Below are 26,346 nucleotides of genomic sequence, written 5' to 3'. Positions count from 1 at the left end.
CGAAAAGAAAAACGGCGGAGCCTTTCGGCCCCGCCGTTTCGCGTTTCAGGTCGCTGCGTCGCGCGTCGGCGCTACGCCGAAACCCCTTCCACGTACCAGTCCATGCCCAGCAGGTCGCCGTCGGGGATGGTCTGGCCGGCGGGGATCTTCTCCGCGCCGGACTGGTCGTTGATGGGGCCCTCGAAGGGGTGCAGCTTGCCGGCGACGATGTCCTTGCGCACGGCCTCCGCAGCCGCGACCGCCTCGGCGGGGAGCTTCTTGTTGTAGGGCGCCATCTCGACCATGCCCTCCTTGAAGCCGTACCAGACGTTGGAGGTCGCCCAGGTGCCGTCCATCACCGCCTTCACGCGCTCGATGTAGTAAGGCGCCCAGACATCGAGAATCGCCGTGGCGTGATGGTCGGGCGCGAAGGTCGTCATGTCGGAGGCCTGGCCGAAGCACCACGCGCCGCGGCTGGCGGCGGTCTGCACCGGCGCCGGGCTGTCGGTGTGCTGGGTGATGACGTCGCAGCCCTGGTCGATCAGCGCCTTGGTGGCGTCGGCTTCCTTGCCCGGGTCGTACCAGGAATTCACCCAGACCACCTTGATCTCGGCGTCGGGGCGCACCTTGCGGGCGGCCAGGATGAAGGCGTTGATGCCCATCACCACTTCCGGGATCGGGAAGGAGGCGATGTAGCCGAACTTGCCGGTCTTGGTCACATGGCCGGCGATGGTGCCGATCACCGCGCGCCCTTCGTAGAAGCGGGCGTTATAGGCCGACATGTTGGGCGCGGTCTTGAAGCCCGTCGCATGCTCGAACTTCACGTCGGGGAACTGCTTGGCGACCTTCTCGGTCTGGTTCATGAAGCCGAAGGAAGTGGTGAAGATCAGCTTGTTGCCCGAGGTGGCGAGCTGGCGGATGACGCGCTCGGCGTCCGGGCCCTCGGCCACGTTCTCCACGAAGGTGGTCTTCACCTTGTCGCCGAACTCCTTCTCGACCGCCTTGCGGCCCAGGTCGTGGCCGTGGGTCCAGCCGAAGTCGCCCACCGGGCCGACGTAGACGAAGCCGACCTTCAGGGGGTCGGCGCCCAGGGCGGTGCGGCCGCCGAGGGCGAGCGCGCCCGCCGCGGCGGTGCTGCCCGCCAGGAAATGGCGGCGCGACAGGTCCTTGAACATGAATGCCTCCTTACGTTCGTTTGACTGACTGTTGGTTGCGGATGCCTTGGGTCAAGTAGATGGCCTAAACGGCTTGCCAAGGCAAGCCGGGGCGTTGAGCCGCCCCTTCCAGGGCCCGGCGGCGATGACGGTCAGCACCAGGATGGTCGCCAGATAGGGCAGCATGGACATGACCTGGGACGGAATGCCCAGGCCGCCGGCGCTCTGGGTGTAGAGCTGGGCGATGGTGACGCCGCCGAAGAGGTAGGCCCCGGCCAAGAGACGCCAGGGCCGCCAGGAGGCGAAGACCACCAGGGCCAGCGCGATCCAGCCGCGCCCGGCGGTCATGCCCTCGGCCCAGAGCGGCGTGTAGGAGAGCGAGAGAAAGGCCCCGCCCAGGCCCGCCATGGCGCCGCCGAACAGCACGGCGCGGTAGCGCACGCCGATGACGTCGTAGCCGATGGAATGAGCGGAGATGTCGGATTCGCCGACCGCGCGCAGGATCATCCCCGCCCGCGACTTCTTGAGAAACCAGGCGACGGCGGCGACCGCCGCCAGGGAGAGATAGACCAAGGCGTCGTGGCCGAAGAGCAGCGGGCCCGCCAGCGGCAGGTCGCTGATCCCGGGGATCGCCAGCTTGGCCAGCGGCGGCACCGGAATGCCGACATAGCCGGCGCCGATCAAGGAAGAGAGGCCGAGGCCGAAGATGGTGAGCGCCAGGCCGGTGGCCACCTGGTTGGCCGCCAGGGTCAGCGTCAGCACGCCGAAGACGAAGGCCAGCGCCGCGCCCGCCGCCGCCCCGGCGAGGACGCCCAGGCTGCCGGAGCCGCTGCCCGAGGCAACGGCGAAGGCGGCCACGGCGCCGACGATCATCATGCCCTCGACGCCCAGGTTCAGCACGCCGGATTTCTCCACCACCAGTTCGCCCAGCGCGGCGAAGAGCAGCGGCGTGGCGGCGCTGATCACGGTCAGGAGGATGAGGGAGACCGCATCGAAGGTCATCGCAGGCGCTCCATGCGGCGCTACTCCGCCGCTTGCGGCTGGGCTGCAGCCGCAGCGCCGCGCAGGCGCAGGCGGTAGCGCACCAGGAAGTCGGAGGCCAGCAGGAAGAACAGCAGCAGCCCCTGGAACACGCCGGTCACGGCCTGGGGCAGGCCGACCTCCACCTGTGCCGTCTCCCCGCCGATGTAGCTGAGCGCCATCAGCAGGCCTGAAAGGATGATGCCCAGGGGATGCAAGCGCCCCAGGAAGGCAACGATGATGGCGGTGAAGCCGTAGCCGGGGGAGATCTGCGGGACGAGCTGGCCGATTGGCCCGGCGGCTTCGAAAAGGCCGGCCAGGCCCGCCAGCCCGCCGCTCAGCAGCAGGCAGAACCACACCAGGCGCGGACCGCTGAAGCCGGCGAAGCGCGCCGCCTGGGGCGCCTGGCCCAGCACGCGCACCTGGAAGCCGACGATGGTGAAGGTCATCAGCACCCAGCCGGCCACGGCAATGGCCAGCGCGATGACGGTGCCCAGGTGCAGGCGCGTGCCCCCCAGCAGGATCGGCAGCAGGGCCGCGTCGCCGAACAGGCGCGATTGCGGGAAGTTGAAGCCCAGGGGGTCCTTGAGAGGCCCGTAGACCAGGGTCGAGAGGAACAGGGTCGCCACGTAGGTCAGCATGAGCGAGGTCAGGATCTCGTTGACCCCGAAGCGGGTCTTCAGAAAGGCCGGAATGGCCCCATAGGCCATGCCGCCGGCGATGCCGGCCAGGCACATGAGCGGCAGGGTCAGCGCCGTTTCCTCGCCCCAGAAGGCCAGGGCCACCGCGCCGCCGGCCACCGCACCCATGGTGAGTTGGCCCTCGGCGCCGATGTTCCAGACATTGGCGCGGAAGCCGACGGCCAGGCCGACGCCGATCATGATCAGCGGCGCTCCCTTCACGAAAAGCTCGCTCCAGCCGTAGAGGCTGAGCAGCGGCGAGACGAAGAAGTGATAGAGCGACAGGAAGGGGTCGTAGCCCATGGCGAGAAAGAGGAAAAATCCGGTGAGGACGGTGAACGCCACGGCCAGCGGCGGTGTCGCATAAAGCAGGCCGCGCGAAACCTCGCGCCGCGGCTCGATCTTCAGCCAGGGAGCTTTGAGCTGCGCCTTAGGCGACATGAACCCCTTCCTCTCCCACGCTTCCCTCGCTGCCGCTGCCGTCCAGGCCGTGCACACCGCCCATCAGCAGACCGATTTCCTCCACCGAGGCCTCCTTGGTCACCATGGCGCTGGATAGCACGCCGACGTTGATGACCGCCAGGCGGTCGGTGATGGCCAGCAATTCGTCCAGGTCCTGGGAGATCACCACCACGGCGACGCCTTCCGCGGCCAAGTCGGCCAGCGCCTGGTGGATGGTGGCCGCCGCCCCGGCGTCGACGCCCCAGGTCGGCTGGGAGACCACCAGGACCGTCGGGTTCTGCAGGATCTCCCGCCCGACGATGAACTTCTGCAGGTTGCCGCCGGAAAGACTGCCCGCCGCCGCGCCGGTGCCCGGCGTGCGCACGTCGAAGGCCTTGACGATCTCGCCGGCGAAGCGTCCCGCCGCCCCGGCGCGGATGAAGAGCGAGGAGACCAGCCCCATGCGGTGATGACCGCTCAAGACGGCGTTCTCCACCAGCGACATGCCGGGCACCGCGGCATGGCCGTTGCGCTCCTCCGGCACCGCGCAGAGGCCCTGACGGCGCCGCGCGCCCGCATCGCGGCGGCCCATCGGCTGGCCGTCGATGCGCAGCACCGTCGCGTGGTCGGCCAGGCGTTCGCCGGACAGCGCCGCCAGCAGTTCGTTCTGCCCGTTGCCGGCCACCCCGGCGATGCCGAAGACTTCCCCCGCCCGCACGGCAAAGGAAATGTTCTTCAAGTCGGTGCCGTGCACCTCCTCGGATGCCAGGCTGAGGCCCTCCACGACAAGGCGCGCCTCGCCCAAATCACCGCCGCTGCGCCGGGTCACGGTCTTCAGGTCGGCGCCGATCATCATCTGCGCCATGGACTTGGCGGTCTCCGCCTTGGGATCGCAAGCGGCCACCACCCGGCCGCCGCGCAGGATGGTGGCGCGGTCGCAGAGCGCCTTGATCTCCTGCAGCTTGTGGGAAATGTAGAGGATCGACACGCCCTCGGACGCGAGCTGGCGCAGGGTCTCGAAGAGGCGGTCCACCTCCTGCGGCGTCAGCACCGAGGTGGGTTCGTCCATGATCAGCAGCTTGGGGCCCTGCAGCAGGCAGCGCACGATCTCGATGCGCTGGCGCTCGCCCACCGACAGCGTGTAGACGTCGCGGTCGGGGTCGAGCGGCAAGCCGTAGGCCTGGCTGACCTCGCGCACCCGCCGCGCCAGGACCGTCATGTCGCCCGGCTTGTCCATGCCCAGGGCCACGTTCTCCAGCACCGTCATGGCCTCGAAAAGGGAGAAGTGCTGGAACACCATGCCGATACCCAGCGCGCGGGCGGCATGGGGGTCGGCGACGGAGACCTCCGCGCCGTCCCACGCCAGGCTGCCTTCGTCAGGGTGCAGCACGCCGTAGATGATCTTCACCAGGGTCGACTTGCCGGCGCCGTTCTCCCCCAGCAGCGCGTGGATCTCCCCCGGCGCTACGGCGAAATCGACCTTGTCGTTGGCCAGCACGCCGGGAAAGCGCTTGCTGACGCCCTTGACCTCGAGACGCGCTGCGCTCATGCCAGCTTTCCTTCCAGCGCGGCGGCTTCCTTCCGCAGGCGCTCGACGGTCATGAGCACCCGCTCCGGCGTCGCCGGGGCATCGAGGCGCGGGCAGAGGCGGTAATCCGCGACCGAGGCGACGGCGTCGGACAGCGCCTGCAGCACCGAAATCGCCAGCATCAGCGGCGGCTCACCCACCGCCTTGGAGCGGAAGATGGTCTCTTCCCGGTTGGGGCTGTCCTGCACCAGATCGACATTGAAGATACGCGGACGGTCGCCGCAGGCCGGGATCTTGTAGGTGGAGGGTGCGTGGGTGCGCAGGTGCCCCTTATCGTCCCACCACAACTCCTCCATGGTGAGCCAGCCCATGCCCTGCACGAAGCCGCCCTCGATCTGACCGATGTCGAGGGCCGGGTTCAGGGACTCGCCAACGTCGTGCAGGATGTCGGCGCGGATCACCCGGTACTCGCCGGTCAGCGTGTCGACCGCCACTTCCGAGGCCGCCGCGCCATAGGAGAAATAATAGAAAGGCCGCCCCCTGCCCGCCGCGCGGTCCCAATGAATCTTCGGCGTCTTGTAGAAGCCCGTGGAGGACAGCGAGACGCGGGCCATGTAGGCGGCGTTCACAAAGCCGGGGAAGTCGATCTCCTGGTTGCCGACGCGCACGCGGCCCGGCAGGAATTCGACCTGCTCCTTCGGCACCTCCCAGTTCTCCGCCGCGAAGTCGACGAGGCGCGCCTTGATGGCGTTGCAGGCGTTGAGCGCGGCCATGCCGTTGATGTCGGAGCCGGAAGAGGCGGCGGTGGCGGAGGTGTTGGGCACCTTGCCGGTGGAGGTGGCGGTGATCTTCACCTTGTCGATGTCGATCTGGAAGGCCTCGGCCACGACCTGGGCCACCTTGGTGTAGAGCCCCTGCCCCATCTCCGTGCCGCCGTGGTTCAGGTGCACCGAGCCGTCGCGGTAGATGTGCACCAGGGCGCCGGCCTGGTTGTAAGCGGTCAGCGTGAAGGAGATACCGAACTTCACCGGAGTCAGCGCGATGCCGCGCTTGATGACCGGCGAAGTTCTGTTGAAGGTGCGGATCTCCTCACGGCGGCGCTGGTAGTCGCAGTCGACCTCCAGCTTGGCGATGATTTCCGGCGCGATGTTGTCCTCAACCTGCTGATGGTAGGGCGTGATGTCGCGCCCCGGCCCGTAGAGGTTCAGTTTGCGGATCTCCAGCGGGTCCTTACCCAGGGCGAAGGCGATCTCCTCGATCACACGCTCGCCGCCGACCATGCCCTGCGGTCCGCCGAAGCCGCGGAAGGCGGTGTGGGAGCAGGTGTTGGTCCGCAAGGGCTCCGAGGTCAGCTTTACATCCGGGAAGTAGTAGCAGTTGTCGGCGTGGAACAGGGTGCGGTCGGTGACCGGGCCGGAGAGGTCGGCCGACCAGCCGCAGCGCGCCGCATAGTTCATGTCGACGGCGAGGATGCGGCCCTCGTCGTCGAAGCCGACCTCGTAGTCGATGAGGAAGTCGTGGCGCTTGCCGGTGATGATCATGTCGTCGTCGCGGTCCGGGCGCAGCTTGGCGGCACGGCCCGACTTCTTGGCGACCAGGGCGGCCACCGCGGCGAAGAGGTTGCCCTGCGTCTCCTTTCCGCCGAAGGCGCCGCCCATGCGCCGCACCTGCGTCGTCACCGCGTTGGCCGGCACGCCCAGCGCCCCGGCCACCATGGACTGGATCTCGGTCGGGTGCTGGGTGGAGCAGATCACCGTCACCTCGTCGTCCTCGCCGGGGTAGGCCAGTGCGATCTGGCTTTCCAGGTAGAAGTGCTCCTGCCCGCCGAGGTTCATCTGCCCGGCGAGACGCCGCGGCGCCTGGGCCAGCGCCGCCCGGGCGTCGCCGCGCGCCAGCGTCATGGGCTCGGTCACCAGCCGGCCCGCCGCCCGCGCCTCCGCGTAGCTGAGTGCCGCCGGCAAGACCTCGTAATCGATCGCGGCGAGGCGGGCAGCGAAGCGCGCCTGCTCGCGGGTCTCCGCCGCCACCGCGAAGATCGGCTGGCCGGCGTAGTGAACTTCGCCCCCGGCCAGGATCGGCTCGTCGTGCAGATGGGTCGGGCTGATGTCGTTGACACCGGGAATGTCCGCGGCGGTCAGCACCAGGTGCACGCCCTCGGCCCGGCGCACCGGGTCCAGATCGACCTTCTTCAGGCGGGCGTGAGCATGCTCGGAGAGGCCGAGGCAGACGTGCAGCAGCCCCTGCGGCTCGACCAGGTCGTCGGCATAGGCGGCCGCGCCGGCCACGTGCTTGTGGCCGCTGTCGTGGCGCTGCGGCGTCTGCACGCCGCCCCTGATCGCATCGGTTTTCACCTCGGCCCCGGTTCCAGCCAAGAAACCTCTCCCTGTGTTCGAGCGGGTTAATACCCCGCTTCTTCGTGGTCCCGCTCCTCGGGGATGACCACATTAAGCAAAATCGCAAGGAACGCCACCGGCAACAAGCCAGTCTTCAACAACAATTGTGCGGTGTCCGGCAGATGCTGGATGGCCTGGGGCACTGCCTGCAGGCCCAGGCCGACCGAGAGAGACATGGCGATAATCACCATGTTGCGCCGGTTGAAGGTGACTTCGGAGAGCATGTTGAGGCCTGCGGACACCACCATGCCGAACATGACGATGACGCCGCCGCCCAGCACCGCGATCGGCATCGCCGCGATGACCGCGCCCACTTTGGGCACAAGACCCGCGACGATGAGGAAGACTGCGCCGATGGTGACCACATGGCGGCTCATCACGCCGGTGATGGCGACCAGGCCGACGTTCTGGCTGAAAGAGGTGTTCGGAAAGGCGCCGAAGAGGCCGGCCACGGCCGTGCCCAGGCCGTCGGCCATGGTGCCGCCGGCGATCTCCTTGTCGGCGGCCTCGCGGTCGGCGCCGCCCTTGGTGATGCCGGAGATGTCGCCGACCGTCTCGATGGCCGAGACCACCGCCATGAGGCACATGCCGATCACCGCCGCGGCGTTGATCTCGAAGCCGAAACGTAGCGGCGAGGGCAGCGCAAACCACGCCGCGCTGCCGACGCGGCCGAAGTCGACCAGTCCCATGACGCCGGCGACGAGGTAGCCCGCGAGAATGCCGATCAACACCGCCGCGGCGCTGACGAAGCCTTTGAAGAAGAACTTTATCCCGAGGGTGACGAAGATCACCACCAGTGCGAGGAACCAGTGGATGAAGCTGCCGAACTCCGGCTTGCCCATCAGCGGCACCCCACCGGCGGCGTACTGGATACCGACGGGGATCAGCGCCAGGCCGATGGACATGACCACCAGGCCGGTGACCAGCGGCGGCAGCAGATTGCGGATCTTGCCGATGACCGTGCCCAGCAGGAAGTGGAAGATACCCCCCAGGACGACGCCGCCAAAGAGGGCACCCAGCCCGGCGCCCTTCACGATCGGGATCATGACGGGAATGAAGGCGAAGGAGGTGCCCTGCACCACCGGCAGCCGCGCGCCGACAGGCCCGAGGCCGACGGTCTGCATCAGCGTCGCGATGCCCGAGAACACCATGGCCATCTGGACGAGATAGACCAGGTCGGCACCGGCCAGCCCGGCGGCCCCGGCGATGATGAAAGCCGGCGTCACGTTCGACACGAACATGGCCAGGACATGCTGTATCCCCAGCGGCACCGCGATGGCCAGCGGCGGCATGTAGTTCGGATCCCGCAACAGGTCGGGCCGCAGGTTGGTGTCAGCGCCGCGCGCTTGCGTCGTCATATGGAAATTCCCCCTCTTTTCGTTCGGCGTGGCTTTGCGCCCTTGTTGCCGCCGGCGTCTTGCGCGTCAGTAGGCGCCCTTCTCCAGCGATTCCAGCGCCGGGCCCGCGAGGCGGGTGGCGCTGTCCGGTTGCGTGGTTTCGATCAAGCAGCGGCGCAGCAGGTTCCGCGCCACCTTCATGCGGTAGGCCGCGCTGGCGCGCCAATCGGTGAGCGGTTGGAAGTCGTTCTCCAGGGCCGCCATGGCGCGCGCCACGGACGCCTCGTTCCAGGATTGGCCCAGCAGCGCCGCCTCGGCCCCAGCGGCGCGCCGGGGCGTCGCCGCCATGCCGCCGTAGGCGATCCGCGCCGTGGACACCACACCGTCCTCGACGCGCAGGCAGCACGCCCCCAGCACCGCCGTAATGTCCTGATCGAAGCGCTTGGACACCTTGTAGGCGCGGAATATCTCGCCGGCCTTGCGCAGCGGCAAGGTAACGCCCGTCACCAGCTCGCCGGCTGCGCGATCCTGCTTTCCATAATCGAGGAAGAAATCTTCCAGCGGCAGCGACCGCTCCGCTGCGCCTTTGCGCAGGTGCAGAGTGGCCCCGGCGGCGATGAGCAGCGGCGGCGTGTCGCCGATGGGCGAGCCGTTGGCGATGTTGCCGCCGATTGTCCCGGTATTGCGGATCTGCACCGAGCCGATGCGCCGGATCACCTCGCCCATGTCCGGGTAGTGTTTGGCCAAGACGTCCAGCGCGTCGCTGTAGGTGACCCCGGCGCCGATCTCGAGAACCTCCGCCGTCTCCTCGATCCGCGCCAGCTCGGCCACGCGACCCGTGTAAATCAGCGTCGCCGGACGCTGCATCTGCTTGGTGACCCAGAGGCCGACGTCGGTGGACCCGGCGCTCAAGGTCGCCTCGGGGTTCTGCTCGTAGAGCGCCGCCAGATCGTCGAGCGCCGCCGGGGCGAAGAAACGCCGGCCGCCTCCGTCATCGAGGGCGACGGTCTCCTCGTCGCGCAGCGCCGCCAGTTTCTCCAGCGTTACCGCTTCGTCCGCGGTAAAGCTGTCGTCGCGCGGCCCCATCCCGTAGACAGCTTGGGCGGCGCGGGCGATAGGCGCGTAGCCGGTGCAGCGGCAGAGGTTGCCGGCCAGCACGTCGTCGATGGCGGCCTCGTCGGGCGCGGCTTCGTGGTCGCGGGTCATGGCGAAGAGCGACATGACGAAGCCCGGCGTGCAGAACCCGCACTGAGAGCCATGAAGATCGAGCATGGCCTGCTGCACGGGATGCAGTCTGCCTTGCTTTGCCAGATGCTCCACGGTGATGAGCTGGCAGCCATCCAGGGTGCCGAGAAACTGGATGCAGGCGTTGACGGCCTGGTAGCGCAGGCGGCCCTTCTCCGGCTTTGCCACTACCACGGTGCAGGCCCCGCAGTCGCCCTCGTTGCAACCTTCCTTGGTGCCGGTCAGGTGCTCGGCCTGGCGCAGGTAGTCCAGTACGGTCATGGTGGGATCGAACTGCGTCAGGCGGCGCGGCGCGTCATCCAGCAGAAATCGGATTTCGCCGCGCATGATGTCAGCTGCCCCGGTAGGTCGAGTAGCCGTAGGGCGAGATCAGCAGCGGAACATGGTAGTGCTGACCGGGCTCGGCGATGCCGAAGCGGACCGGCACCGCTTCCAGGAAGGCTGGTGAAGGCAGCGGGGTCCCGGCCGCGCGGAAATAATCGCCGGCGTGAAAGACCAGCTCGTAGGTTCCGGCGGTGAAATCGGCGCCGTGCAGAAGTGGGCCGTCGCAGCGGCCATCGGCATTGGTCTCGACCTCGCACAGGGGCTCGCGGGTGCCGCCGGCCAGGCGGAAAACCTCGATTCGCACCCCGGCAGCCGGCCGGCCGCCGGCAGTGTCCAGCACGTGCGTCGTCAGTTTTCCGCTCATGTCGATTCCCCTCCCCGGCCAGCTTGTCGCGGTTTTTGGCCCGTTTCAGCACTTTGCGGCCAAGCCCCCATCCAAGAAAGGGGGGCCTTGGTTCTTGTCGCTGACCTTCTGAGTCAGGTAAGTCTCAAGGGTTGCGACGGGAATTTGAAGACTACTCCCTCCGGAAGCAGTTTCAAAAAAAACATGCAAATTCAGCCCCGTTCGCCCGGACTATTATGGTCAGAGGCCCTGTGGCGAACGGCGGCCCGCCAGGGGAAGGCAAGAAGACGATGACCGGCGACTATCCGCGCGACCTCACCGGCTACGGCGCGACACCTCCCGACCCGGCCTGGCCCGGCGGCGCCCGCATCGCAGTGCAATTCGTCATCAATTACGAAGAGGGCGGCGAGAACAGCATCCTGCACGGCGATGCCGCCTCCGAGGCCTTCCTCTCGGAAATCGTCGGTGCCCAGCCCTGGCCGGGCCAGCGCCACATGAACATGGAATCCATCTATGAGTACGGCAGCCGCGCCGGATTCTGGCGGCTGCACCGTCTCTTCACCGCCGCCGGCGTGCCGGTCACGGTCTACGGCGTCGCCACGGCGCTGCAGCGCAACCCCGCCGCCGTCGCCGCCATGCAGCAGGCAGGCTGGGAAATTGCCTCCCACGGCCTGAAATGGATCGAATACAAGGACTTCACCAAGGAAGAGGAGCGCGCCCACCTGGACGAGGCGATCCGCATCCATACGCAAGTGACCGGCCAGCGGCCCCTGGGCTGGTACACCGGACGCACCTCGGTTCACAGCCTCGACCTGGTGATGGAGGAAGGCGGCTTCCTCTATTCCGCCGATTCCTATGCCGACGACCTGCCCTACTGGATTGAGGGGCCGAAAGGGCCGCACCTCATCGTACCCTACACCCTGGACGCCAACGACATGCGCTTCGCCACGCCCCAGGGCTTCAACTCCGGCGACCAGTTCTTCACCTACCTGAAGGACACCTTCGACGTGCTGTATGCCGAAGGTCAGGCGGGCGCGCCGAAGATGATGTCGGTCGGCCTGCATTGCCGCCTTGCCGGACGGCCGGGGCGCGCCGCGGCCCTGGCCCGCTTCCTCGACTACGTGAAGTCGCACGACGCCGTCTGGGCGGCGCGGCGCATCGACATCGCCCGCCACTGGCACGCGACCCACAAGCCTTAAGGGATTTCGTTTTGAACCGGGCCTCCTTCGTCTCCCGCTTCGGCGGCGTCTTCGAGCATTCCCCCTGGATCGCCGAAGCCGCCTATGACGCCATGCTGCAGCAAGGCGGCCTGCCCGCGGAGCCCTGGACCGCCGAGGTCCTGCACGGCGCGATGGCGGCGGCGATGCGGGCCGGCAGCGAAGCGCAGAAACGCGCCCTCATCGAGGCTCACCCGGACTTGGCCGGGCGCCTCGCCCAGGCCGGGCGCCTGACGGCGGAATCGACCAGGGAGCAGGCCTCCGCCGGACTCGACCTCCTGAGCGACGCAGAGCGGGCGCGCTTCACCAAGCTTAACGAGCGCTACAAGGCGAAGTTCGGGATCCCCTTTATCATGGCGGTCAAGGGGCGTACCAAAGAGGAGATCCTGGCGGCTTTCGAGACGCGGCTGGAAAACGACTCGGCGGCGGAGTTCAATACCGCCCTGGAACAAATCGAACGAATCGCCCTCTTGCGGTTGAAGGAGATGCTGTCATGACCCTCGCCACGAAACCCCTGGCTGGCGCCGGGACCTGGATCAAGGCGATGGTCGACGGCTGGGCGCGCTTCAGCGAAGAGGAGGACAAGCTGACCCGTGTCTTCCTCAGCCCCGAACACAAGGCCTGCGCCGAGGCGGTGATGACCGCCATGCGTGCCGCCGGCATGACCGCGCGCATCGACGCCATCGGCAACGTGATCGGACGCTACGAGGCAGCCACCGAAGGGGCGAAGACGCTGATCACAGGCTCTCACATCGACACCGTGCGCGACGCCGGCGCCTACGACGGCAACCTGGGCGTCGCCCTGCCCATCGCCTGCATCGCCGATCTGGATTCCCGCGGCAAGCGCCTGCCCTTCGCGGTGGAGGTCATCGCCTTCGGCGACGAGGAGGGCGTGCGCTTCCCGACCACGCTCAGCGGCTCGCGCACCGTCGCCGGCACGGTAGATCCGGCCATACTGTCGGTCACCGACGCCCAGGGCCTTTCCCTGGCCGAGGCCCTCACCCACTTCGGTTGCGACCCCACGGCCATCGGCGCCGAGGCGCGCCGGCCCGAAGACGTCCTCGCCTTCGTCGAGGTACACATCGAGCAGGGACCGGTTCTGGAAGCCGAGGGCCTGCCGGTGGGCGTGGTCACCGCCATCAACGGCGCCAGCCGCTACACCGTCACCCTGGAGGGCATGGCCGGCCATGCCGGCACCGTGCCGATGAACCTGCGCAAGGATGCCCTGGCCGGCGCGGCGGAGATGATCGCCGCCATCGAGCAGCGCGCGGCGGCCGAGGATGGCCTGGTCGCCACCGTCGGACGCATCGAAGCGGCACCCGGCGCCATCAACGTGATTCCCGGCCGCGTGTCCTTCACCCTCGACCTGCGCGCGCCGGAGGACGGCCAGCGCGCCGCCGCCATCGCCTCGGTGAAGCAAAAGCTGCAAGGCATCGCCGAGCGCCGCGGCCTCGACCTCGCCATGGACCTGCTTTACGAGGAAGGCGCCGCCGGCTGCGATCCGGCGCTGATGGAGCAGCTCGACAAGGCCGTCCAACGCCAGGGCTTCCGGCCGCTCCGCCTGCCCAGCGGCGCCGGCCACGACGCCATGGCGCTCTCGGCGCTCTGCCCCATCGCCATGCTCTTCGTGCGCTGCGGCGGCGGCATCAGCCACAATCCGCTGGAGAGCATCACCGGCGAGGACGCCGAAGCCGCGGCCCGCGTCTTCCTCGACTTCCTCGAGAACTTCGACCCCAATTTCGGCTGAGGCCCTTTTTACGATGACCGATTTCCAAACGACGATCCTGAGCACCCTGGAGAGCGAGCGCGAAGCCGAGGCCCGCTTCCTGGCGGAACTGGTGAAGGTGCCCTCCGACAACCCGCCGGGCGACTGCGCCGCCCACGCCGAGCGCGCCGCCGCGCTGCTGGAAGGCCTGGGCTTCGAGGTCGAGCGCCATGCGGTACCCAAGGAAACCGTGGAGGCCGCCGGCATGATCGCAGCCACCAACCTGGTGGTGCGCAGGAAGTTCGGTGAAGGTCCCGTGATTGCCCTCAACGCCCATGGCGACGTGGTGCCGCCCGGTGAAGGCTGGACGAAAGACCCCTACGGCGCCGAGATCGTCGACGGCTGGATGTACGGACGCGGCGCCGCCGTCTCCAAGTCCGACTTCGCCACCTATACCTATGCGCTGATCGCCCTGGAGGCCGCCGCCAAGGCGGGCGCGGCGCTGAAGGGCACGGTGGAACTGCACTTCACCTACGACGAGGAAACCGGCGGCATGGTGGGTCCCTTCTGGCTGCTCGACCAAGGCATCTCTAAGCCCGACCTCTCCATCGGCGCCGGCTTCTCCTACAACGTGGTGACGGCACACAACGGCTGCCTGCACCTGGAGGTGACGGTCAGCGGCAAGTCGGCCCATGCCGCCATGCCCTTTACCGGCCACGACGCCCTGGAAGCTTGCAACGCCGTGCTCACCGCGCTCTACGACTGGCGCAAGAGTCTGGCCGCCAAGGTGTCCGAGATCGAGGGCATCGGCAGCCCGCAGTGCACCGTCGGGCTCATAGAGGGCGGCATCAATACCAACGTGGTCCCGGACAAGGTGACCTTCCGCCTGGACCGCCGCATGATCCCGGAGGAAAACCCCGAAGAAGTCGAGGCCGAGCTGCGCGGCCTCATCGAATCCTCGGCCGCGTCCTTCCCCGGCATCACCGTCGCCATCCGCCGCATCCTGCTGGCCACTCCGTTGATGCCGCTCGCCGGCGGCGAAGCCCTGACGCAGAAGCTCTGCCAGCGCGCGACCGGGATCATGGGGGAGTCGGTGGAAGCCAGGGGCGTTCCGCTCTACACCGACGCACGGCTCTACGCCGCCGCCGGCGTTCCCACGGTGCTCTATGGCGCCGGCCCCCACAACATCGAGGAAGCCAACGCCCACCGCGCCGACGAGCGCCTGCCGCTGGACGACCTCTACAAGGCGACCCAAGTGGTGGCGCTGACGCTCTACGACCTGTTGAGCCAGTGAACGACGACCGTCTCTACGACGACCCGGACCTCGTCCAGTTCTACGACCTGGAGAACGGCTGGGGGCCGGACTTCGAATTCTGCGCCGGGCTGGCGAAGAATGCCCGCTCGGTGCTGGACCTTGGCTGCGGCACCGGCGAGCTGGCGGCGAAGCTGTCGGAGAAATGCGAGGTCGTGGGTGTCGATCCCGCCGCTTCCATGCTGGCGGTGGCGCGGACGCGGCCCGGCGGCAGCCAAGTGACTTGGGTGGAGGGCGACGCCCGCGACCTGCGCCTGGACCGGCGCTTCGACCTCATCCTGCTGACCGGCCACGCCTTCCAGGTTTTCCTGACGCCGGAGGACCAGCTCGCCGCCCTACGGACCATGGCCCTGCACCTGAACCCGCGCGGCCGCTTCCTCTTCGACAGCCGCAACCCGGCGGCCGAGGCCTGGAAGAACTGGGTGCCGGAGAAGTCGCGGCGTCAGCTCCAGCATCCGATCCTGGGGGCCGTCGAGGCCTGGAACGACGCCACCTTCGACGCCGCCAGCGGTATCGTCACCTACGAGACCCACTACCACGCCGTCGAGAGCGGCAAGCACCTCACCGCCGCCTCGCAGATCCGCTTCACGCCGCGCGATGAGCTGGAACTCCTGATTTCCGAAGCCGGGCTGCACGTTAGCCAGTGGCAGGGCGACTGGCAGGGCGGCCCCTGCACGCCGGCCTCGAAGGAACTCATCCCGCTCGGCGGCCTGGTGCAACTCACGGGAAACTAGGCCATGGGAAAGAGCAGCGGGAGCCTGTAGAGTCACCGCGCTTCGTCGTTCTCTCCAGGGTATTTCTCGCCGCATGTCGTCCTTCTCCTCGTCCCAGATCGTCCGCAAGCCCGCAACTTCCTCGCACAACGGCATCGTCGCCGCGCAGCACCGCAAGGCGGCGGAGACCGGCGCCGAGGTGCTTGCGGCCGGCGGCAACGCGGTGGACGCGGCGGTCGCGGTCTCCTTCGTGCTCGGCGTGGTGGAACCCTGGATGAGCGGGCCGGCGGGCGGCGGCGCGGCCATGCTGTGGCACGCGGACGAAAGCCGGGCGGAGGCTTTGTTCTACGGCATGCGCGCCCCGGCCGGGCTCGACCCCGCCGACTTCCCGCTTTCAGGGGAGAAAATCAGCGGCGACCTCTTCCCTTGGAAGGCCGTGGTGGAAGACCGCAACGTCATGGGCGCCACCGCCGTCGCGGTCCCGGGCCTGGTCGACGGCCTGGGCAAGGCCCACGCGCGCTACGGCACCCTGCCCTGGCGCGAGCTGCTGCAGCCGGCCATCGCCTGCGCCAAGGAGGGCTTCCAGGTCGACTGGTACGTGGCGCTGCTGATCGCCGCCGCCTCCCGCAACCTCGCGCGCGACCCGGACGCCGCGGCCCGTTTCCTGGACGATGGCCAATGGCCACGGGTCGCCAACTGGACCGCGCTCTCCGACCAGCGAATCGACATGTCCTCCATGGCGCCGACCCTGGAGGAGATCGCCGAGCAAGGTCCGCGCGCGCTCTACGACGGCGACCTGGCGGCGGCCCTGGCCAAGGACGTGGAAGCCAAGGGCGGCGCCCTGCGCCTGGCGGACCTGCAGGCCTATCAGGCCGAATGGCAGGAGGCGCTCAGCTTCGACTACCGCGGCGCGCGGCTCCACGTGACGCCGCATCTGACCGCCGGGCCGACCATCGCCCAGGTCTTCGCCCGCCTGGCCGAGGACTTCACGCCGGCGACGGCCCCGGTAGGCGCCACCTACGCCGCCTACGCCGCCGCGCTGAAAGCCGCCTATGCCAAGCGCCTGGCCGCAGACGGAGATGCCGCAGGCGGTCATGGGGCCAAGGACAGCGGGGCAGAGGGCAACGACGACCCGCGCGCGCCGGCCTGCACCACGCACTTCTGCGTGGCCGACAAGGACGGCAACATGATCGCGGTGACCCAGACCCTGCTCTCGGCCTTTGGCGCGCGGGTCGTCTCGCCCGCCACCGGCCTGCTGCTCAACAACGGTCTCATGTGGTTCGACCCGGAACCCGGAAAGCCCAACTCACTGGGGCCGGGCAAGCGCTGCCTGATGAACGTCTGCCCCCTGATCGGCGAGGTCGGGGAGCGGCGTTTCGCCCTCGGCGCCTCCGGCGGCCGCAAGATCATGCCGGCGGTGGCCCAGCTCGCCTCCTTCCTGGCCGATTTCGGCATGTCCCTGGAAGACGCCTTCCATCAGCCCCGCATCGACGTTTCCGGCGGCGATACCGTGATCGCCGACGACAGCCTGGCGCCGGAGACGCTCCGCGAACTGAGCGCGGACAACCAGGTGGTGACGACCCGGCGCGCGCCCTACCCCTTCGCCTTCGCCTGTCCCGCCGGGGTGCTGCGCCAGGCCGGGGAGAACTGGGGCGCGACGGAGCCCCTGTCCCCCTGGGGCGATGCCGTCGCGGAGACCTGAAGGACGTTGCGAAAACCGGTCTTGCGGTCAATCGGGCACTCCAGGCAGACTCCCCGGACAAGGAGGCAGCCATGGCAGGCCAAATCCCGGCGAAACAGAAGGTGGTGCTTCACGTCGGCTGCGGAAGCTGGCGTCCCAACGCTCTGCATTCCGACTACGACACGCCGGAATGGAGAGAGATCCGGCTCGACATCAATCCGGCGGCCGAGCCGGACATCGTCGCCTCCATGACCGATCTGAGCCCGGTGGACTCGGACTCGGTGGACGCTATCTGGAACTCCCATGCTCTGGAGCACCTCTTCGCCCACGAAGTTCCCGTCGCCCTGAGAGAGTTTCACCGGGTGCTGCGTCCCGGCGGACACCTCTTCATGCGTATGCCGGACCTGCAGAAGGTGGCGGAGACCCTCCTGGAGGTCGGCCCTCATGGAACCGCGTACGAATCTCCCTCGGGCGCGATTACGCCGTTGGATATGTTCTACGGCCACGGCCCTTCCATCGCCAAGGGCGAACACGGCATGCAGCACAAGACCGGCTTTACTCAGAACAGCATCGTGACCCTGATGAAAGCCGCCGGCTTCCGCTCAGCCAAGGCCGTGCGGAACAGGTTCGATCTCTGGGCCAGGGCGGTGAAATAGCCTTCTTCACGGACGCCGGAAACGGTGAATTTGATCCAGCGCAAGGCCGCCGCCGCGGCAATGGCCGACACTCGCCCCGGATCCAAGAAGAGGGCATGCCTGATGACGAACTTCCTTTCCCGAATGGAGCTCCACAGCAAGCTGATGGGCCAGATGATGGAGCGCTGCGGGGTCGACGCGGGACAGCTCGCTCAAGACCGTCTGGGCGCCACGCTGGCCGCCGCCGCGCGGGCCTGCATGGCCTGCGGACGCACCGATAGCTGCCAGCGGTGGCTGGAGGCGACCGACGGCGGCGTGGAGCAGATCCCGCCGGCCTTCTGTCCCAACGCCCGGCGCCTGGCGGCGCAGAAACCCCAGTAGGGGGCCGCGTCACCGCACCAGGACGTTGCGGAACTGCCAGGGGTCGCTGTCGTCGGTATCTTCCGGGAAGAAGCCGCGCCGGTTCGTCAGCGGCGTCCAGTCGGTGTAGGTGCCCTTGACCGGGCCGAGATAGGGCCGCTGCACCTGGAGGCAGCGGGCGTGATCCATCTCGTCGGTCTCGACGATGCCGGCCTCGGGATTTTCCAGCGCCCAGACCATGCCCGCCAGCACCGCCGAGGTGACCTGCAGGCCGGTGGCGTTCTGGTAGGGCGCCAGCTTGCGTGTCTCCTTGATCGAGAGCTGCGAGCCGTACCAGTAGGCGTTCCTGGCGTGGCCGAACAGCAGCACGCCCAGTTCGTCGATGCCGTCGATGATGTCGTGCTCGTCCAGGATCTTGTGCGCCTCCGGCGCCTGACCGCCGCGCCCGAACATCTCGTGCAGGCTGAGCACCGCGACGTCGGCGGGATGATAGGCGTAGTGGCAGGTCGGGCGGTAGACCGCGGTGTCGCCTTCACGAAGGGTGTAGTAGTCGGCGATGGAGATCGCCTCGTTGTGGGTGACGAGGAAGCCGTACTGCGCCTGGGCCGTCGGCGTCCAGCTCCGCACCCGCGTGTTGGCGCCGGGCTGCAGCAGGTAGATGGCGCACTGCGGGCCGGCATCGAAGCTCCGCGCGTTGTCCGGCATCCACTTCTCGTGGGTGCCCCAGCCCAGCTCGGCCGGCTGCAGACCCTCGGAGATGAAGCCTTCCACCGACCAGGTGTTCCAGAACTGGTTCATCGGCCGCGGCTCGCGGGCGCGCTGGGTATCGCGCTCGGCGATGTGCACGCCCTTCACGCCCAGGCGCTGCATGAGCGCCGCCCAGTCCTCGCGGCTCTGCGGCGTATCGGCCTCGACGCCGGTGTCCCTGGCAATATCCAGCAGCGCCGCCTTGACGAACCAGGAGACCATGCCCGGGTTGGCGCCGCAGCAGGAGACCGCCGTGGTGCCGCCGGGGTTGCGCGCCTTTTCGCGCCGCACCGTCTCGCGCAGGGCATAGTTGGTCCGCTCGGCCGGGTCGGCGCCCTCGTCGAAATAGAAGCCGGGCCAGGGTTCGACCACCGTGTCGATATAGAGCACCCCCAGCTCGCGGCACAGCTTCATCACGTCCAGCGAGGAAACGTCGACCGAGAGGTTGACGCAGAAGCCCTGGCCGTCGCCGGCGGTCAGCAGCGGCGTCAGCAGTTCGCGGTAGTTCTCCGGCGTCAATGCCGCCTTGACGAAGCGGATGCCGCGCTCGTCCAGCAGTTCCTTGTCGGTATCGTCCGGAGCGACGACGACGAAGCGGCTGCTGTCGAAGTCGAAATGGCGCTCGATCAACGGCAGGGTGCCGCGGCCGATGGAGCCGAAGCCGATCATGACGATGGGGCCGCCGATGGCGCCGTAGTCAGGCCAGGGGGTGGTCATGCCTCAGTCTCCCTTGCTGCGCTTGCAGTCTATCAGATCACGCGGCGCGGCGGGGGCTCGTGCCGGAAAAACGGGGCGCCGCCGCGTCCCGAGGCCGCCAGGGGCCGGCGGCGCAGAGCAGGCCGTGGGCGGCACTCAGGGCGCCGGGGCGCAGTTCTTGTCCGAGAAACCGGTGGCGCTCCACCGGCCCCGGCATCTCCAGCCGGTGGGTCGGGGCGGCGCTGAAGCCGAAGCGGCCATAGTAGGGCGCATCGCCCACCAGCAGCACGGCGCCGTGGCCCGCCGCCGCGGCGCGGTTGAGCGCGCGGCGCAGCAGCGCGGCGCCGATGCCCTGACCCCGGCATTCCAGCGTCACCGCCAGCGGGCCCAGCAGCAAGAGGCCGCGGCCGCCCGCCGCCGCCACGGACCACAGCCGGACGGAGCCGACCAGGTTCCCGTCCTCGCGGGCGGCCAGGGACAACTCCGGCAAGCGGCCTTCGCGCAGCCGCTCGGAGGTCTTCGCGAAGCGCGCCGGGCCCAGCGCCGCATCGAGCAGCGCCTCGCGGGCACCGGCCTCGCCCGGTGCCTCGTCGTCGATCGCGTACACGGAGCGGCCCTCTAGATCACGAGGGATTTCAGCGGCGCGAAGCCGTTGAAACCGACCGAGGCGTAGGTCGTCGTGTAGGCGCCGGTGCCCTCGAAGAGCAGCATGTCGCCGATCTCCAGCGACAGCGGCAGCAGGTAGGGCGTCTTCTCGTAGAGCACGTCGGCGGAATCGCAGGTCGGACCGGCGACGACGCAGGGGCCCGCCGCCTCGCCGTCGCGCTCGCTGCGGATCGGATAGCGGATCGCCTCGTCCATGGTCTCGGCCAGACCGCCGAACTTGCCGATGTCCAGATAGACCCAGCGGGTGTCCTCGCTGGGGTCCTTCTTGGAGATCAGCACCACCTCGGTCTTCAGCACGCCGGCGGAGCCGACCATGCCGCGGCCCGGCTCGATGATGGTCTCGGGCGGGCGGTTGCCGAAGTGGCGCAGGATCGACTCGCGGATCGACTGGCCGTAGCGCACCGCAGCGGGCTCGTCGCCGCGGTAGCGGGCCGGGAAGCCGCCGCCCAGGTTCACCAGCGTCAGGCGGATGCCGCGCTCGGCCATGGTGCGGAAGATCGCGCTGGCGCCGGCGATGGCCGCGTCCCAGGCCTCGGTGTTGCGCTGCTGCGAACCGACGTGGAACGAGATGCCGGCGGCCACCAGGCCCAGGCGGTGGGCGTGCTCCAGCACCTCGGGCGCGTGCTCAGGGGTGCAGCCGAACTTGCGCGACAGCGGCCAGTCGGCCCCGGCGCCGTCGCAGAGGATGCGGCAGAAGACGCGGGCGCCGGGGGCGGCGCGGGCGACCTTCTCCACCTCTTCGATGCAGTCGACGGCAAAGAGGCCGACGCCCAGGCGGTGGGCGGTCGCGATGTCGCGCTCCTTCTTGATGGTGTTGCCGTAGGAGATGCGCTCGGGCGTGGCGCCGGCGGCCAGGGCGGCGCCGATCTCCACCACCGAGGCGCAGTCGAAGCAGGAGCCGAGCGCCGCCAGGGCGGAGAGAATCTCGGGCGCCGGATTGGCTTTCATGGCGTAGAAGATGCGGCTGTCCGGCAGGGCGCGCTCGAACGCCAGGTAGTTCTGGCGCACCTCCTCCAGGTCGACGACGAGACAGGGGCCCTCGTGGCGGTGGCTGCGCAGGAACTCGCGAACGCGGTCGGTCATGGGACTCTCCCGTAAGAAAACGACGTTCAAGAAGCGCCGGCGCCGCCTGGGCGGACCCGCCGTGGTGGAGACGGCGGCCCGAAGGCGATACCGGCTGCCGCGCGAACACGCCGAACACGGCATGGTCGTCGCGACCCCTAAAAGTGCTGCCTTGGCTTGGAACGGGAGACCCGGTCCGCACGGCGGGCAAGGAAGTAGCTGCCTCTTCAGTGACCCCGGCCCTTGGAGAGGCCGGCAGAGACCAAAAAAGCCCTCTACGTCGTTGCTTTAAGTCGCTCGGCCCTCCGTAGCTTCAGAGAGCCCCGCCGCTTGGCGTCGTGGGAGCAACCACGGGCACGTGCGAATTTGGGCGAGCGGTAAATAGGGCCGAACCGCTTCCGGCGCAAGAGTTTTTTTCGAACTTTTCACTGGCGGATGAACGCCTTGCCCAGCGGAAGAGAGGGTACCGCGACGGCCGCCGGGGCGGTCCGGCCCGCAAAGCCTTGCAGGGCGGAACCCGGAGCGGCCCTTACACTTCGAATCGGCACGATCGGGTAAATGTGGCAAGTCCGGAGGATGATCCAGCGCCCCAAACAGTCAGCCACATAAAGGAACACCGGCGGCCGGTTCCGCGGCAGCCCACGCCGGGCCGCCCCATCCGAGTTCCAGAAGGCAAACCCCAGGAGACGAAGTCATGCCCGTGAAGGTCGCCACCACCGCGCCGTTCGAAGGCCAAAAGCCCGGCACCTCGGGCCTGCGCAAGCGGACCTCCGTCTTCATAGCGCCGGGCTATACGGAGACCTTCGTGCAGTCGATCTTCGACACGGTCGGCGGCCTCGGCGGCGGCCCCGGCGGCAATCCCGGCGGCAGCCTCGCCGGCAAGACCCTGACCCTGGGCGGCGACGGGCGCTACTTCAACGACCGGGCGATCCAGACCATCCTGAAAATGGCCGCGGCCAACGGCGCGGCGCGCGTGGTGGTGGGCCGGAACGGCATCCTCTCCACCCCCGCCGCCTCGGCGGTGATCCGCGCGCGCAAGACCGACGGCGGCCTGATTCTCTCGGCCAGCCACAACCCGGGCGGCGCGGACGGCGACTTCGGCCTCAAGTACAACATCCCCGCCGGCGGACCGGCACCGGAGAGCATTACCGAGGCGATCTACCGGCGCACCCAGGAGATCACCGAGTACCGGGTGCTGGAGGCCGGCGACGTCGACGTCTCCACCTGCGGCGAGAGCACCTTGGGCGAGATGACAGTCGAGGTCATCGACCCGGTGGCGATCTATGCGGATCTCATGCGCGGACTCTTCGACTTCGACGCCATCCGCGCGCTCTTCGCTTCCGGCTTCACCCTGCGCTTCGACGCCATGCACGCGGTGACCGGCCCCTACGCCAAGGCGATCCTGGAGGGCGAGTTGGGCGCGCCCCGAGGCAGCGTGGTGAACGCGACGCCGCTGCCCGACTTCGGCGGCGGCCATCCCGACCCCAACCCGGTCCACGCCAAGGAGCTGGTGGACCTGATGATGGGGCCGGATGCGCCGGACTTCGCCGCCGCCTCCGATGGCGATGGCGACCGCAACATGATCCTCGGGCGCGGCGTCTACGTGACGCCTTCCGACAGCCTGGCGGTGCTGGCCGCCAACGCGCAACTGGCGCCCGGCTACAAGGGCGGCCTGGCGGGCGTGGCGCGCTCCATGCCGACCAGCCGCGCGGCCGACCGCGTCGCCGAGAAACTGGGCATCAAGGCCTTCGAGACGCCGACCGGCTGGAAGTTCTTCGGCACCCTGCTGGACGCCGGGCTGGTGACGCTCTGCGGCGAGGAAAGCGCCGGCACCGGCTCCAATCACCTGCGCGAGAAGGACGGCCTCTGGGCGGTATTGCTGTGGCTGAACATCCTCGCCGAGCGGCGCCAGCCGGTGCTTGACATCCTGCAGGCGCATTGGCGCAGCTACGGGCGCGATTACTACACCCGCCACGACTACGAGGGGGTCGACAAGACGGCCGCCGAAGACCTGATGGCCGAGCTGCGCAGACGCCTCGACACCCTGCCGGGACAGAGCTTTGCCGGTTTGACGGTGAGCGCCGCCGACGACTTTGCCTACGAAGACCCGCTCGACGGATCGACGGCGCGCCAGCAGGGCATCCGCATCTTCTTCGCCGAGGACGCCCGCGCCGTCTTCCGCCTGTCGGGCACCGGCACCGCCGGCGCCACCCTCAGGGTCTATCTGGAGCGATTCGTCGACGACGCCGCGCTGCTGGCCGGCGACCCGCAGGACATGCTGGCCGAGGTCATCGACGCGGCTGGAAGAATCGCGCAGATCGCTTCCCGCCTGGGCCGGGAGCGGCCCGACGTGCGTACGTAACCCGGGACGGCAGGCAGGGTCTATCCGCCCTTGGCGCTGCGCAGCGGCCGCTCGTCGCCGCCGCTGGCCGGGATCGCCTTCGCGCTTTCCAGGAAACGCGGATTCGCAACCGTCAGGCGGCGCTCCGTGTCGTCGCGCAAGCGGAGCCATAACTTCGGCCCCATCGGAACGCGGCCAGCGCGCAGGCCTTCGGACAACGCCCTATCTCCGCCGCCTCCCGACGGCTCCGCCAGGCTGCGCCGGACGATCCCGAGGGCGTTTGCGATCATAAGGCCGGCCAGGCGCTTCTCCGACGGCAAAGCCGGGATGAGGTCGTCGCGCAAGGTTCGATCGGCGATGCGCAGCAGGTCCCGCTCCGTCGGCACATCGATCCCCCGCAGTTCCGGAAGCGCCTCCAAATCGGAGCGATCGACCGGCGGGGTCAGGGTCAGCAGGTCCCATTCCATCTCGACCGCGCGGCGTCCGATCAGGGCCGGTTCGATCGCCTCTTCCGCACCGGACAGGAATCGCTCTCCTTGCTGGAGAGCGATGACGGCCCAGCGCAGATGGGCATAGGCTTGCCAGAAGGCCAAGCGGTCCGGGTCGATGCCGCGCCCCGTTTCACGCCGGTAGCCGCGCAGGAAGTCCTCCAGCGCCCCGAGCCCGCCGCCGTCTAGATCGCGGCGGGAAAAGCGCCAGCAGGCGGCCGAGAACCAGCCGATATCCTCGGCCGGATCCGACCACCCGGCGAACTCCCAATCCAGAATGGCGGCCAGCCCATCCGCGTTGAGCATGAGGTTACCGGTCCGGAAATCACGGTGCGACAGGACCACGTCCCCCTGCTCGCCCGGAATGTTCCGGTCGAGCCACGCCATGCCCCACTCCAGGACCGGAAATCGCCGGCCCAAGGCGTCGAGATGCCGGCGCAGGGCATCCAGCGCGGCGCGCGCGGAATTCTCCGGGGCCGCCTCCAAAAACGGAAAATCGTGCGTCTGCGGGGTGATCTTATGAATGCGGCCGAGCTGGACCCCGAGATCCTCCAGCAGCGCCCTGCGGTCCCCGCCCCAGGTTCGGTCCTTCACCACCTTGGGGCCGAGCGCCAGGCCATCCACGCGGGCCATCAGATAGAAGGGCCGCTGGAGCAAGGACAGGTCCGCGCAGAAAAGATAGGGCTCCGGCACCTTCACCCCTGCCGCCTGGGCGGCGGACACCAGGGCGAACTCCTCGGCCCGGGAATGACTGAGCGCGATCGAGGACGGCGCGTCGGTGCGCAGCACCAAGGGGTAGTCGCCCTCCTTCGCGCCGCCGCGAACCGAAACGTCCAGCGCCCAGTTCTCCTGTATCGCACCGCCGGACAGCTTCCATACCTTGCTGACGACGATTTCCCGGGCGCCCCAGCGTTCCGCCAGCCACTTGGCAAGCGCCGCGCGTGCTTCCAGTCGGTCAAGCATCCCGGCTCAGACCCCCCAGCGCCAGAAATCGTTCTCCTCTTCCTGGAGGAAACGGTTCAACACCATCTTGTGGACTTCCGACGCTCCGTCGACGAGGCGGGCTTGCCGGGCGTAGCGATAGATCCACTCCAGCACGGTATCCTTGGAATACCCGCGGGCGCCGTTGAGCTGGATCGCCGTGTCGACACAGAGGTGCAGGCTGTCGGCGACCTGGATCTTGGCCATCGAGACCGCCTTGCGCGCCTTGTCGCCCTGATCCAGCAACCAGGCCGCCCGCATGGTCAGCAGCCTGCCCATCTCCACCGCCATCGCCGCGTCCCCCAGCATAAGCTGCACGGATTCCCTGTCCTTCAGGGCGACGCCGAATCCCTGCCGGGTCTCGACGTACTGCCTGGCGATCTCCAGCGACCGCTTGGACAGCCCGAGCCACCGCATGCAATGGGTCAAGCGGGCCGTGCCCAGGCGGATCTGGGTCAGCTTGAGGCCGTCGCCGACCTCCATCAGGCGGTCCTCGTCGGGTATCTCCAGGCCGTCGAACTCCAGCTCGCAATGCCCGCCGTGCTCTTCCGGCCCCATGATGGGAATACGCCTGACGATGTGCCAGCCGGGGCTGTCCTTGTGGAACATGAAGGCGGTGAGACCCCTGCGCGGATCGTCGCTGGTCTTGGCGATCAGGATAAAGTGCCCCGCCTCGCCCGCGCCGGTGATGAACCATTTTCGCCCCTTCACGACCCAGCGGTCGCCACGCCGCTCGGCGGTGGTACGGATCATCGAAGGGTCCGACCCGCCGCCGGGGGCCGGTTCCGTCATCACGAAGGAGGAGCGCAAGGTGCCGTCGACGATGGGCTGCAGCCACTTCGCCTTCTGGTCCTCCCGCGCCACCTTTTCGAGAACGATCATGTTGCCGTCGTCAGGGGCGGCGCTGTTGAACACGACGGGCCCGAAGATCGACCTGTTCATTTCTTCATAGCAGGCGGCCAATCCCACGACGGGCAGACCCTGACCGCCACGGTGCTTGGGCATCTGCAAGGCCCACAACCCTTCGGCCTTTGCCTTGGCGCGCATCGACTGCAGCAGCGTGGTCGAAATGTTCTCATGCGCATCGTAGGACGCTGCATCGGCTTCGAGCGGAATCAGCTCGCGATCGACAAATTCGCGAATGCGCTGGCGATACCGTTCGATCTCCGGTGACAGTTCGAAATTCATTCCCACACAGGTCCCCTCTTACTTCAGAGCCAAGTCAATCGCCGTCGAGCTGCCGCGCCGTCCCTCGGGAACGGTGCGGGCGCCCGCACGGAACCGCGTCTATCGGATCA

General features: G+C 68.4%; 22 protein-coding genes. 9 read left to right on the top strand and 13 right to left on the bottom strand.

The features are described 5' to 3' along the window. Positions 1–71 precede the first annotated feature (71 nt). From AAFN88_RS07990 to uraH, 8 genes are all read right to left on the bottom strand, one after another. Positions 72–1,154, bottom strand: a complete 1,083-nt coding sequence (locus AAFN88_RS07990) for a BMP family ABC transporter substrate-binding protein (protein ID WP_347519657.1) — start codon at positions 1,152–1,154, stop codon at positions 72–74. 51 nt (positions 1,155–1,205) lie between these two features. After that, positions 1,206–2,135: an ABC transporter permease gene (locus AAFN88_RS07985; protein ID WP_347519655.1), complete on the bottom strand. Its 930-nt coding sequence runs from the start codon at positions 2,133–2,135 to the stop codon at positions 1,206–1,208. Between the two features lie 20 nt (positions 2,136–2,155). Beyond that, on the bottom strand, positions 2,156–3,274 hold the full coding sequence (locus AAFN88_RS07980; protein ID WP_347519654.1) for an ABC transporter permease: 1,119 nt from the start codon (positions 3,272–3,274) through the stop codon (positions 2,156–2,158). Next, positions 3,264–4,823, bottom strand: coding sequence for an ABC transporter ATP-binding protein (locus tag AAFN88_RS07975; RefSeq protein ID WP_347519652.1), 1,560 nt, complete (start codon positions 4,821–4,823; stop codon positions 3,264–3,266). The genes AAFN88_RS07980 and AAFN88_RS07975 overlap by 11 nt, the downstream gene beginning before the upstream one ends. Next, positions 4,820–7,153, bottom strand: coding sequence for a xanthine dehydrogenase molybdopterin binding subunit (xdhB, locus tag AAFN88_RS07970; RefSeq protein WP_347521649.1), 2,334 nt, complete (start codon positions 7,151–7,153; stop codon positions 4,820–4,822). The genes AAFN88_RS07975 and xdhB overlap by 4 nt, the downstream gene beginning before the upstream one ends. Positions 7,154–7,200: 47 nt before the next feature. Beyond that, the gene (locus AAFN88_RS07965) at positions 7,201–8,553 is read right to left on the bottom strand and encodes a nucleobase:cation symporter-2 family protein (protein WP_347519650.1); all 1,353 of its coding nucleotides are present in this window, start codon (positions 8,551–8,553) and stop codon (positions 7,201–7,203) included. Positions 8,554–8,619: 66 nt separating this feature from the next. After that, complete coding sequence (gene xdhA / locus AAFN88_RS07960; protein ID WP_347519648.1) at positions 8,620–10,104, bottom strand: xanthine dehydrogenase small subunit; 1,485 nt, start codon at positions 10,102–10,104, stop codon at positions 8,620–8,622. Positions 10,105–10,108: 4 nt separating this feature from the next. After that, positions 10,109–10,465, bottom strand: coding sequence for a hydroxyisourate hydrolase (uraH, locus tag AAFN88_RS07955; RefSeq protein WP_347519646.1), 357 nt, complete (start codon positions 10,463–10,465; stop codon positions 10,109–10,111). Between the two features lie 269 nt (positions 10,466–10,734). Between uraH and puuE the strand changes: the two genes are divergently transcribed. The 8 genes from puuE to AAFN88_RS07915 all read left to right on the top strand — a co-directional run bounded on the left by puuE (position 10,735) and on the right by AAFN88_RS07915 (position 18,088). Next, positions 10,735–11,643, top strand: coding sequence for an allantoinase PuuE (puuE, locus tag AAFN88_RS07950; protein WP_347519645.1), 909 nt, complete (start codon positions 10,735–10,737; stop codon positions 11,641–11,643). Positions 11,644–11,654: 11 nt separating this feature from the next. Beyond that, positions 11,655–12,158 (top strand): 2-oxo-4-hydroxy-4-carboxy-5-ureidoimidazoline decarboxylase, encoded by a 504-nt coding sequence (gene uraD / locus AAFN88_RS07945; RefSeq protein ID WP_347519643.1) that lies wholly within the window; start codon positions 11,655–11,657, stop codon positions 12,156–12,158. Continuing rightward, a complete protein-coding gene (locus AAFN88_RS07940; protein WP_347519641.1) occupies positions 12,155–13,408 on the top strand; it encodes an allantoate amidohydrolase in 1,254 nt (417 codons plus the stop codon). Before uraD ends, AAFN88_RS07940 begins: the two co-directional genes overlap by 4 nt. A 13-nt stretch (positions 13,409–13,421) precedes the next feature. Next, positions 13,422–14,660, top strand: coding sequence for a M20/M25/M40 family metallo-hydrolase (locus AAFN88_RS07935; protein ID WP_347519639.1), 1,239 nt, complete (start codon positions 13,422–13,424; stop codon positions 14,658–14,660). Continuing rightward, positions 14,657–15,412 (top strand): class I SAM-dependent methyltransferase, encoded by a 756-nt coding sequence (locus AAFN88_RS07930; RefSeq protein WP_347519638.1) that lies wholly within the window; start codon positions 14,657–14,659, stop codon positions 15,410–15,412. Before AAFN88_RS07935 ends, AAFN88_RS07930 begins: the two co-directional genes overlap by 4 nt. 73 nt (positions 15,413–15,485) lie before the next feature. Beyond that, a complete protein-coding gene (locus AAFN88_RS07925) occupies positions 15,486–17,093 on the top strand; it encodes a gamma-glutamyltransferase (protein ID WP_347519637.1) in 1,608 nt (535 codons plus the stop codon). A 71-nt stretch (positions 17,094–17,164) separates the two neighbouring features. Then, positions 17,165–17,728, top strand: a complete 564-nt coding sequence (locus AAFN88_RS07920) for a methyltransferase domain-containing protein (protein ID WP_347519635.1) — start codon at positions 17,165–17,167, stop codon at positions 17,726–17,728. 102 nt (positions 17,729–17,830) lie between these two features. Further along, entirely contained in the window at positions 17,831–18,088 is a 258-nt protein-coding gene (locus AAFN88_RS07915) for a DUF6455 family protein (protein ID WP_347519634.1), read from the top strand. 9 nt (positions 18,089–18,097) lie between these two features. Here the strand turns inward: AAFN88_RS07915 and AAFN88_RS07910 are convergent, their stop codons facing one another. The 3 genes from AAFN88_RS07910 to AAFN88_RS07900 are packed head-to-tail and all read right to left on the bottom strand — an operon-like array spanning position 18,098 to position 21,259. Continuing rightward, positions 18,098–19,531 carry a homospermidine synthase gene (locus AAFN88_RS07910; protein ID WP_347519632.1) on the bottom strand — a complete coding sequence of 478 codons (1,434 nt, stop codon included), beginning with the start codon at positions 19,529–19,531 and terminating at the stop codon, positions 18,098–18,100. 37 nt (positions 19,532–19,568) lie between these two features. Further along, on the bottom strand, positions 19,569–20,117 hold the full coding sequence (locus tag AAFN88_RS07905) for an N-acetyltransferase (RefSeq protein WP_347519630.1): 549 nt from the start codon (positions 20,115–20,117) through the stop codon (positions 19,569–19,571). A gap of 11 nt (positions 20,118–20,128) precedes the next feature. Continuing rightward, entirely contained in the window at positions 20,129–21,259 is a 1,131-nt protein-coding gene (locus AAFN88_RS07900) for a type III PLP-dependent enzyme (protein ID WP_347519629.1), read from the bottom strand. Positions 21,260–21,932: 673 nt separating this feature from the next. On the opposite strand from AAFN88_RS07900, the gene AAFN88_RS07895 reads away from it, so the two are divergent. Beyond that, positions 21,933–23,600 carry an alpha-D-glucose phosphate-specific phosphoglucomutase gene (locus tag AAFN88_RS07895; protein ID WP_347519628.1) on the top strand — a complete coding sequence of 556 codons (1,668 nt, stop codon included), beginning with the start codon at positions 21,933–21,935 and terminating at the stop codon, positions 23,598–23,600. A 20-nt stretch (positions 23,601–23,620) separates the two neighbouring features. Here the strand turns inward: AAFN88_RS07895 and AAFN88_RS07890 are convergent, their stop codons facing one another. Next, on the bottom strand, positions 23,621–25,030 hold the full coding sequence (locus AAFN88_RS07890; protein WP_347519627.1) for a phosphotransferase: 1,410 nt from the start codon (positions 25,028–25,030) through the stop codon (positions 23,621–23,623). 6 nt (positions 25,031–25,036) lie between these two features. Further along, positions 25,037–26,236 carry an acyl-CoA dehydrogenase family protein gene (locus tag AAFN88_RS07885; protein ID WP_347519625.1) on the bottom strand — a complete coding sequence of 400 codons (1,200 nt, stop codon included), beginning with the start codon at positions 26,234–26,236 and terminating at the stop codon, positions 25,037–25,039. Between the last annotated feature and the right edge of the window lie 110 nt (positions 26,237–26,346).

It is taken from the genome of Pelagibius sp. CAU 1746, assembly GCF_039839785.1.
GTDB lineage: Bacteria > Pseudomonadota > Alphaproteobacteria > Kiloniellales > Kiloniellaceae > Pelagibius.
Note: the sequence above shows the minus strand (reverse complement) of the source record. Positions and strands in the feature narration are given on the sequence as shown.